This window comes from Veillonella sp. (assembly GCF_015058545.1).
In the GTDB taxonomy this organism is placed as follows: Bacteria; Bacillota; Negativicutes; order Veillonellales; family Veillonellaceae; genus Veillonella_A.
In genome coordinates, this window is sequence record NZ_SVCB01000115.1 from 1 (window position 1) to 7,818 (window position 7,818).

At 45.6% G+C, this 7,818-nt stretch carries 7 protein-coding genes and 1 pseudogene; 1 reads left to right on the forward strand and 7 read right to left on the reverse strand.

Translation table 11 applies throughout. The features are described from left to right. The 7 genes from wecB to E7204_RS07710 form a co-directional block, all read right to left on the reverse strand. Window positions 1-663 (reverse strand): UDP-N-acetylglucosamine 2-epimerase (non-hydrolyzing) (wecB, locus tag E7204_RS07680; RefSeq protein WP_295183268.1); only part of this gene is annotated, 663 nt, incomplete at its 3' end. 93 nt (window positions 664-756) lie between these two features. Beyond that, the gene (locus E7204_RS07685; protein WP_295183270.1) at window positions 757-1,806 is read right to left on the reverse strand and encodes an MraY family glycosyltransferase; all 1,050 of its coding nucleotides are present in this window, start codon (window positions 1,804-1,806) and stop codon (window positions 757-759) included. A 24-nt stretch (window positions 1,807-1,830) separates the two neighbouring features. Beyond that, a complete protein-coding gene (locus tag E7204_RS07690) occupies window positions 1,831-3,189 on the reverse strand; it encodes a PFL family protein (protein ID WP_295183271.1) in 1,359 nt (452 codons plus the stop codon). Window positions 3,190-3,197: 8 nt separating this feature from the next. Beyond that, window positions 3,198-3,467 (reverse strand): ACT domain-containing protein, encoded by a 270-nt coding sequence (locus tag E7204_RS07695; RefSeq protein ID WP_295183273.1) that lies wholly within the window; start codon window positions 3,465-3,467, stop codon window positions 3,198-3,200. A gap of 96 nt (window positions 3,468-3,563) precedes the next feature. Next, window positions 3,564-5,246, reverse strand: a complete 1,683-nt coding sequence (locus E7204_RS07700; RefSeq protein WP_295183274.1) for a phosphoglucomutase — start codon at window positions 5,244-5,246, stop codon at window positions 3,564-3,566. Between the two features lie 74 nt (window positions 5,247-5,320). After that, window positions 5,321-6,229 (reverse strand): YitT family protein, encoded by a 909-nt coding sequence (locus E7204_RS07705; protein ID WP_295183275.1) that lies wholly within the window; start codon window positions 6,227-6,229, stop codon window positions 5,321-5,323. 124 nt (window positions 6,230-6,353) lie between these two features. Beyond that, complete coding sequence (locus tag E7204_RS07710; RefSeq protein WP_295183277.1) at window positions 6,354-7,310, reverse strand: YitT family protein; 957 nt, start codon at window positions 7,308-7,310, stop codon at window positions 6,354-6,356. A 182-nt stretch (window positions 7,311-7,492) separates the two neighbouring features. Between E7204_RS07710 and E7204_RS07715 the strand changes: the two are divergent. Beyond that, a pseudogene (locus tag E7204_RS07715) lies at window positions 7,493-7,818 on the forward strand (4-(cytidine 5'-diphospho)-2-C-methyl-D-erythritol kinase); the annotation flags it as partial.

The window sequence follows — 7,818 nt, forward strand, 5'->3', positions numbered from 1 at the left end:
TACATGACGCATCGGTTCGCCCAGGTTTTCACGACGATGGGTCGTTACGAGGACGATACGACGATTTTTATAATCTAAATTATTGAGAAGCTCTTCTTCGAACTGGTAGTTATCTTTGACCGTAGTCTGAAGGGCATCAATAACGGTGTTACCGGTCACATATAAATGAGCGGAACCGATATTTTCTTTCATCAAGTTCTTTTCCGCACTCGAAGTCGGTGCAAAATGATAGGTTGCGAGTGAACCGGTCAATTTACGATTCATTTCTTCAGGGAATGGAGAATAAATATTGCCTGTGCGAAGGCCGGCTTCCACATGGCCTACCGGAATTTCCTGGTAGAACGCAGCCAATGCGCCGGCGAAGGTAGTGGTGGTGTCACCATGTACAAGCACTACATCAGGTTTTGCTTCTTTTAACACATCCTTTAGCCCTTCTAAGGCTCTGGTTGTCACGTCATATAAAGTTTGCCCCTGACTCATGATATTCAAATCATAGTCCGGCGTAATCGCAAATAAATCCAATACCTGATCGAGCATTTCACGATGCTGTGCCGTTACGGTTACAATTGCTTCCATATCCGGAGCCGCTTCCAAAGCCTTAACCACCGGCGCCATTTTAATCGCTTCAGGACGGGTCCCAAAAATCGTCATTACTTTCAACATTTAATAATACCTCCCATAATTAGCCAGCCTACACAAGCTTACATACCCTGTATGCTATGAAGGCGCTTGTACAAGCGTACAAGCGCACCTATATTAATGTCTATTTGCTGCCGTATTTTCCTTGGCAATGACTTCGTCTTTAGCAATCATTCCCAATTTAGTTGCAATAAACACGCAAACACACAAAATAGCCAACACTATAATAATGCCGACCAATATATTTACTTTTGCCAACAAAATAGCTACATAGCCCAACAACGCCGTAACGGCATACATTAACAACACGGCTTGTTTTTGGGACAAACCGAGTGCCAACAAACGATGATGCATATGGCCTTTATCCGGTTTAAATACCGGTCGGCCGTTAATCTTACGGCGAATAATGGCAAAGGTAGTGTCCAAAATAGGCAGGCCTAATACAATTACCGGTACTACCAACGAAATAGTAGCCGCTGTTTTCACAGCACCCATGACGGAAATTGTGGCCATTGTGTAGCCCAACAACATACTGCCCGTATCACCCATGAAGATTTTTGCAGGGTTAAAATTGTAACGCAAAAAACCGAGCGCCGCACCGGCCAAGGCCAACGCAACGCACGCTAAGTCAACCTGCCCCATTTGCCATAAAATGGTAAAAATGGTCAGGCTTGAAATCAAAGAAATGCCGGCTGCCAAACCGTCGAGACCATCGATGAGGTTTACGATATTGGTAAAACCTACAATCCAAAAGATGGTCAGCGGAATCGACAAAAAGCCCAAGTAGAACACGTGTCCCCAAGGATTGGTAATAAATTCAACCTGGTTACCAAAGGCCACGACTACCACCGCCGCTAAAATTTGACCTGTTAATTTAGTTTTTGGGCCAATTTGTTTTACATCGTCCCAGATACCGACCCCTACAAGCACAATAGAACCCAAGATGAGCCCTAGTATAGCCTGCAAGTCTTTTACCGTATAGAGAACCGATATAATATAGCCTATGAAGATGGCCAAGCCACCTAAGCGAGGAATGGAGCCATGATGCACTTTGCGCGCATCCGGCTTATCCATAGCCCCAATGTTAATCGCCAACCTTTTAATCAGCGGTGTAATCGCAAACGAAATGACCAACGCCACAACGAATGCCCACACGTACACCGTCATTACCGCACCTCCTCGTGCTCGTCCTTAGTTCGTAAGACTGCGTACAGGTGCCGGAATTCGTCCACCACGTTGGATAAACTCTTCCGCCCCAAACGGACTTACTTCAATGATTGGGCAATAGCCCAAGAGGCCGCCGAATTCAACCATTTCGCCGACAGTTTTGCCGGGAACCGGAATCAAACGAACAGCCGTCGTTTTATTATTAATCATGCCAATAGCCGCTTCATCGGCAATAATCGCCGAAATAGTAGCTGCCGATGTGTCCCCCGGAACCGCGATCATATCAAGACCGACCGAGCAAACACAGGTCATGGCTTCTAATTTATCTAAACTTAAACTACCTACCGATACAGCATCAATCATGCCTCTATCTTCACTGACCGGAATAAACGCGCCACTGAGACCGCCTACATGAGACGATGCCATAAGGCCGCCTTTTTTAACCGCATCATTCAACAATGCCAAGGCTGCCGTTGTACCATGAGCCCCACAAGAGGTAATACCCATTTCTTCCAAAACGTGTGCTACCGAATCACCTACAGCAGGCGTAGGAGCCAAGGATAAATCGATTATCCCGAACTGCTTGCCCATGCGCCGCGATGCTTCCTGAGCCACTAATTGACCTACGCGCGTAATTTTGAAAGCCGTACGCTTAATCGTTTCGGCCACTTCGTCAAAAGGACGTCCCCGCACTGCTTCTAAGGCATGCTTAACAACGCCCGGTCCACTGACACCAACGCTAATCGTTGTATTACCTTCCGTAACACCATGGAACGCGCCTGCCATAAACGGATTGTCTTCAACAGGGTTACAGAAAATAACAAGCTTAGCGCAACCAAGCGCATCCTGGTCCGCGGTAAGCTCAGCGGTTTGTTTAACAACACGGCCCATTTCAGCGACCGCATCCATATTGATGCCTGCTTTAGTGGATCCGATACCTACGGAACTGCACACTATATCAGTGGTGGCCAAGGCTTCCGGAATGGACGCAATCAAACGACGGTCGCCATCGGTATAGCCTTTACTTACCAAGGCGGAAAAACCGCCAATAAAGTTAACACCTACCGCTTTAGCTGCTTTATCCAACGCTTTGGCTACCGGTACATAATTCGTTAAATCACTGCCTGCCGCCACAAGCGAAATCGGCGTAACAGATACGCGCTTATTAATAATCGGCACACCGTATTCACGTTCAATCGCTTCACCGGTGGCTACTAAATGTTCCGCTTCTTTCGTAATTTGATCATAAATACGATCGCAAAGCGTGTTGCCGTCAACGGCCGTACACCCCAATAAACTGATACCCATCGTAATCGTACGCACATCCAATTTATTGTCATGAATCATCTGGTTGGTTTCGAGGATATTTTCAATACTTAACATATCATCACCTACCCTATACGATGCATGCTGAGGAATATATCCGCATGTTGTACCAAAATTTGAACGCCCAAGGCTTCGCCTTCAACTTTTAATGCGGCCTGCACTTTTGGCAACGCGATCTGATCTTTGGCTTCACACATCATAATCATGTTAAACATGCCATCCAAAATAGTCTGATTAATCGATACGATATTTACATCGTTCTCTGCCAATACGGTAGCAACACGTGCAATAATCCCTACCCGGTCTACCCCTACTACGGTTACAACTACTTTCATGTGATTCACCTTTCCCTTATACCTACTTATCAGTACTCTCTAATTTCAATGATGTTATATTATACCACAATTCGCGGTGCAATACCATATACAGTGCTAGCGGGACGTTACTTCATCGACCAAGGTCTGACCGGATTTCAAAAGTTCCGCCAAGGCGTCTTGTCCTTGGAATGTCTCGGCATACACTTTATACAAATCTTCCGTGCCGGACGGACGAGCCACCAAGAAACTATTAGCCGTTGTAATCCGCAAGCCGCCGATGGCATAATCGCCATAGAGTGAAGTGGTGCGGATATCTTCAATTTTTTCGCCGGCCAATTCCGTAGCCGTCACATCACTTGGCTGCAACTGACTCAAACGTGCCTTCGCCGCTTTGCTGCAAGGTGCATCCACACGGGCAAACACCGGCTCGCCATAGCGTTTGGTAAGGAATGTATAGAGCACATCCGGAGTCAAGCCATTAGTCTTGGCGAACATTTCCATGGCCAACAAGCCCATAATCATGCCGTCTTTATCCGTTGTCCACACGGTGCCGTCTTTCTTAAGGAAGGAGGCGCCGGCACTTTCTTCGCCACCGATGCCGATAGTCCCGTCAAAGAGTAGGGCTGAAAAATATTTAAACCCTACCGGCACTTCGTACACTTCGATGCCATTGTCCTGACAGAATTTATCCACCATTTGGGTAACAACAGCCGTTTTACCAAAACCTTTGCCCTGCCAATTGCGGTTTAAGAACAAGTATGCCCCGGCCGCTACGAGGAAGTGATTTGGCGGCATGAGCCCATCCTGTGTAACGATGCCGTAACGGTCATAGTCGGGATCATTGCCTACAGCTAAATCATAGTCGCCGATTTTGGCAATCACGTCCGCCATAGCATATTCAGAGGAGCAATCCATGCGCACTACACCATCATGGTCGTACGGCATAAAACTGAACGTCGGATCATATTCATTATTAATAATATCAAGGTCGAGACCATATTCTTCGCTAATGGCTTCCCAATATTCCATACCGCTGCCGCCCAGAGCATTGATAAGCACTTTAGGTTTTGCTTTACGAATGGCATCCATATCGATGACATCGACTAACTCTTTTACATAGAGCCCTTTATAATCATATTCCCATTGCAAGGCCGAATCGATTTCATCAATAGCTACCAGACGGATGCCATCACCGCCGTTTTTCAAATATTCATTGGCTTTATCCTCAATCCACTTCGTCACCGTCGTATCAGCAGGGCCACCATTAATCGGATTATATTTGATACCCCCTTGGTCCGGAGGATTATGAGACGGCGTAATAATAATGCCGTCCGCTTTACCATGGCCTACTTTTTCTTTTAAAAAGTCCGGTACAAAGGCGATTTTCTCTTCTTTATCAATGATTTCATTGTAGCGAATAATAGCGCGGGACACACTCGGTGTAGGCACAAAGCCGTTTTCACCATCCACAGCGGCCACTACACCATTGGCTGCCAATACTTCAAGTACCGTTTCTAAGGCCGGTTCCGACAAAGCATGCGTATCATGGCCCACAAAGCACACGCCGGTAGCGCCAAACTCTTTACGCCCGTCACAAATGGCTTGCGCAATGGCCGCTACGTGGAGCTTGTTAAAACTGCCTGCCAACGATTTACCGCGATGGCCGGATGTACCGAAGGAAATACGTTGTTCCGGCTTTTCATAATCCGGTATTTGATTATAATAAGCCTCAACAATTGCCTCTAAGTCAATCAAATCTTCCGGACGTACTAATTTACCTGCTAATTCATGTGCCATAGTGCAGCCTCCAATTGTTTTTAATATATGTATAATACTTCATATTATGGAAATATTTTTAGGAAATATCAAGTTTAATCGTTCATCTCAACCTGAGCCCGTACACGCTCAATGGCTTGCTCTGTGGCTGCCGAAGATTTAATGGAAAACCCGCGACCGATAACTTCCGCCACATCGGTCACCATGAGGAAGGCGGTTGGGTCTTCTTTTTGCACCGCTTCTTTCAATTTTGCCACCTGCATCAGGCTTACTACTACCAGAATCACCTGCTTATGCTGATGCGTATAAGCTCCTTCACCATTTAGAATCGTAGCGCCGCGACCGAATTGATACAAAATCAAATCGCAAATTTTATATGGTTTATAGGAAATAATAAACACCGCTTTGCGTTGACTGAAACCAACTACTACGCGGTTCGTAATCATGGCCGCAATATAAATGCAGACCAGCGTAATAGCCGCTGCTTCCACACTGATGATAAAACTGGCCACAAAGAGAATCACGCAGTTGATGCCGAGAGAAACACTCCCCATTTGAAGGCCGTAATACTTGCGGATAATCAACGCTATCGGATCAAGCCCGCCCGCATTACCGCCGGACCGATAGATTGTCCCCATGCCGAGGCCGGTAAAAATCCCGCCTAAAATAGCGCCCACCAACGGGTCGGTAGTCAAATGATACGCGTTCATAAAACTAAATGCATTAATCATGAACGAGGAAACAACCGTACCGAAAATGGTAATCATTAAATGCCAATGACCGAGCCAACGATAGGCCGCATACAAAATCGGAATGTTTAAAATTAAGTTCATTGTACCGATTTGAATACCCGTTAAGTAATATAACATCAACGCAATACCGCTGATTCCGCCGCTCACCAACTTATGCGGTACAATAAACGAATTGACCCCGAAGGAAAACAGCATCGTCCCGAACGTCACCAAAATCATGACCTTTATCGTTGTACGCCAGTCTTTTTCCATGTTGCGCGCCCCCTATTCTCTGTTGTCAAAATCTGACTCACTCATCTCTCAATTCCTAGTAAAACTACATTAAAACTATATTAAACCTCTGCAAAGTATCAACCCGGCCGTTGCCAAAGCGGACTTACGCTTTATGTTCGCCTGTTCCGCTCGGTTCTTCCGGCAACGCATCACTCATCGCACCGGTCTGAACGGACCGCTCAATGGCGGCATTGACCGTAGCCGGCGTAGCCAACGGAATGGTAAAACCTTGGCCGATAACTTCTGCCGCGTCGGATAAAATCATGAAGGCCGACGGATCTTCTTTTTGTACCGCCGCTTTCAATTTTGCCACCTGCATTAAACCGACTACAACTAAAATAACCTGTTTATGCTGATGCGTGTAAGCGCCTTCACCGTTTAAAATCGTAGCGCCACGACCGATTTGGTGAATAATAACATCACAGATTTTATACGGACACGTGGAAATAATAAAAATAGCTTTGCGCTGATTAAAACCAACTACTACTTTGTTGGTTACCATAGCTTGTACATAAATGCTTACCAACGTAATCGCCGCCGCTTCCACACTAATTACTATGGCCGCTGCGACTAGAATAACGAAGTTGATGCCAAAAATAATACTGCCCATCTGGAGACCGTAATATTTGCGAATAATCATAGCAATCGGATCAAGGCCGCCCGTATTACCGCCGGAGCGATACACGATGCCAAGCCCGAGACCGCATAAAATACCACCGAGCAACGATCCAATCAAAGGATCCTGCGTCATATGATAATCGGCCATAAATTCAAAGACGTTGATTAAGAGGGAAATTACCGCCGTTCCGAAGATGGTAATCATCAAATGCCAACGGCCCAGCCAACGATAGGCGGCCCAGAGTATCGGTAAATTGAGCAAGAGATTCAAAGTACCGACCTGAATTACCGTCAGATAATAAAGCATTAATGCGACACCGCTTAAGCTACCGGATACCAACTTGTGTGGTACAATAAAAGCATCAAGCCCTATGGCAAAAATTAATGAACCGATGGTCGTCATAACTATGGCGTTTACGGTTTGACCCCACTTGAACTGCATAGTTCCTCCTAGAAAAATTGAAATTTGTCCGTTAATAGCGTATAATTTATAGTTAAATATAGAAGCTATTAAGGTATAATATATCTATGTTCATCTTAACCTAACCAACTTATAATTTCAACTAGATAATTAACCGATAAAAGCGAGTAATCTATCCATTCATCACACAAAGGAGGATATCCATGGAGCAACTTAGCTTCAGCAAAATTAACATCGGTTTAGCTATTCTCAATAAGCGCGATGACGGGTATCACAATATCGATACTATTTTCCAATCCATTTATTTGGGTGATTCTATTTATTTTGCCAAACATCATTCCGTCGTTTTCTCCGGTTCCGCACCGGAATTACCGCAATACATGAACGATATGATGGCCTATGACGAAACAAACTTAGCCATGAAAGCTTTGCGGGCCGTGCAAACCTATACGGATTGCACTACCGGCGGCGCCATCCACTTATTAAAACGAGTACCACCTGCAGCGGGACTTGGCGGTGGCAGCTCCGA

Bases quoted from the DNA above. Each gene is read 5' to 3' on its own strand.
- E7204_RS07685 (WP_295183270.1), bottom strand. From the start codon at position 1,806: ATGACGGTGTACGTGTGGGCATTCGTTGTGGCGTTGGTCATTTCGTTT.
- E7204_RS07690 (WP_295183271.1), bottom strand. From the start codon at position 3,189: ATGTTAAGTATTGAAAATATCCTCGAAACCAACCAGATGATTCATGAC.
- E7204_RS07705 (WP_295183275.1), bottom strand. From the start codon at position 6,229: ATGGAAAAAGACTGGCGTACAACGATAAAGGTCATGATTTTGGTGACG.
- E7204_RS07710 (WP_295183277.1), bottom strand. From the start codon at position 7,310: ATGCAGTTCAAGTGGGGTCAAACCGTAAACGCCATAGTTATGACGACC.
- E7204_RS07700 (WP_295183274.1), bottom strand. From the start codon at position 5,246: ATGGCACATGAATTAGCAGGTAAATTAGTACGTCCGGAAGATTTGATT.
- E7204_RS07695 (WP_295183273.1), bottom strand. From the start codon at position 3,467: ATGAAAGTAGTTGTAACCGTAGTAGGGGTAGACCGGGTAGGGATTATT.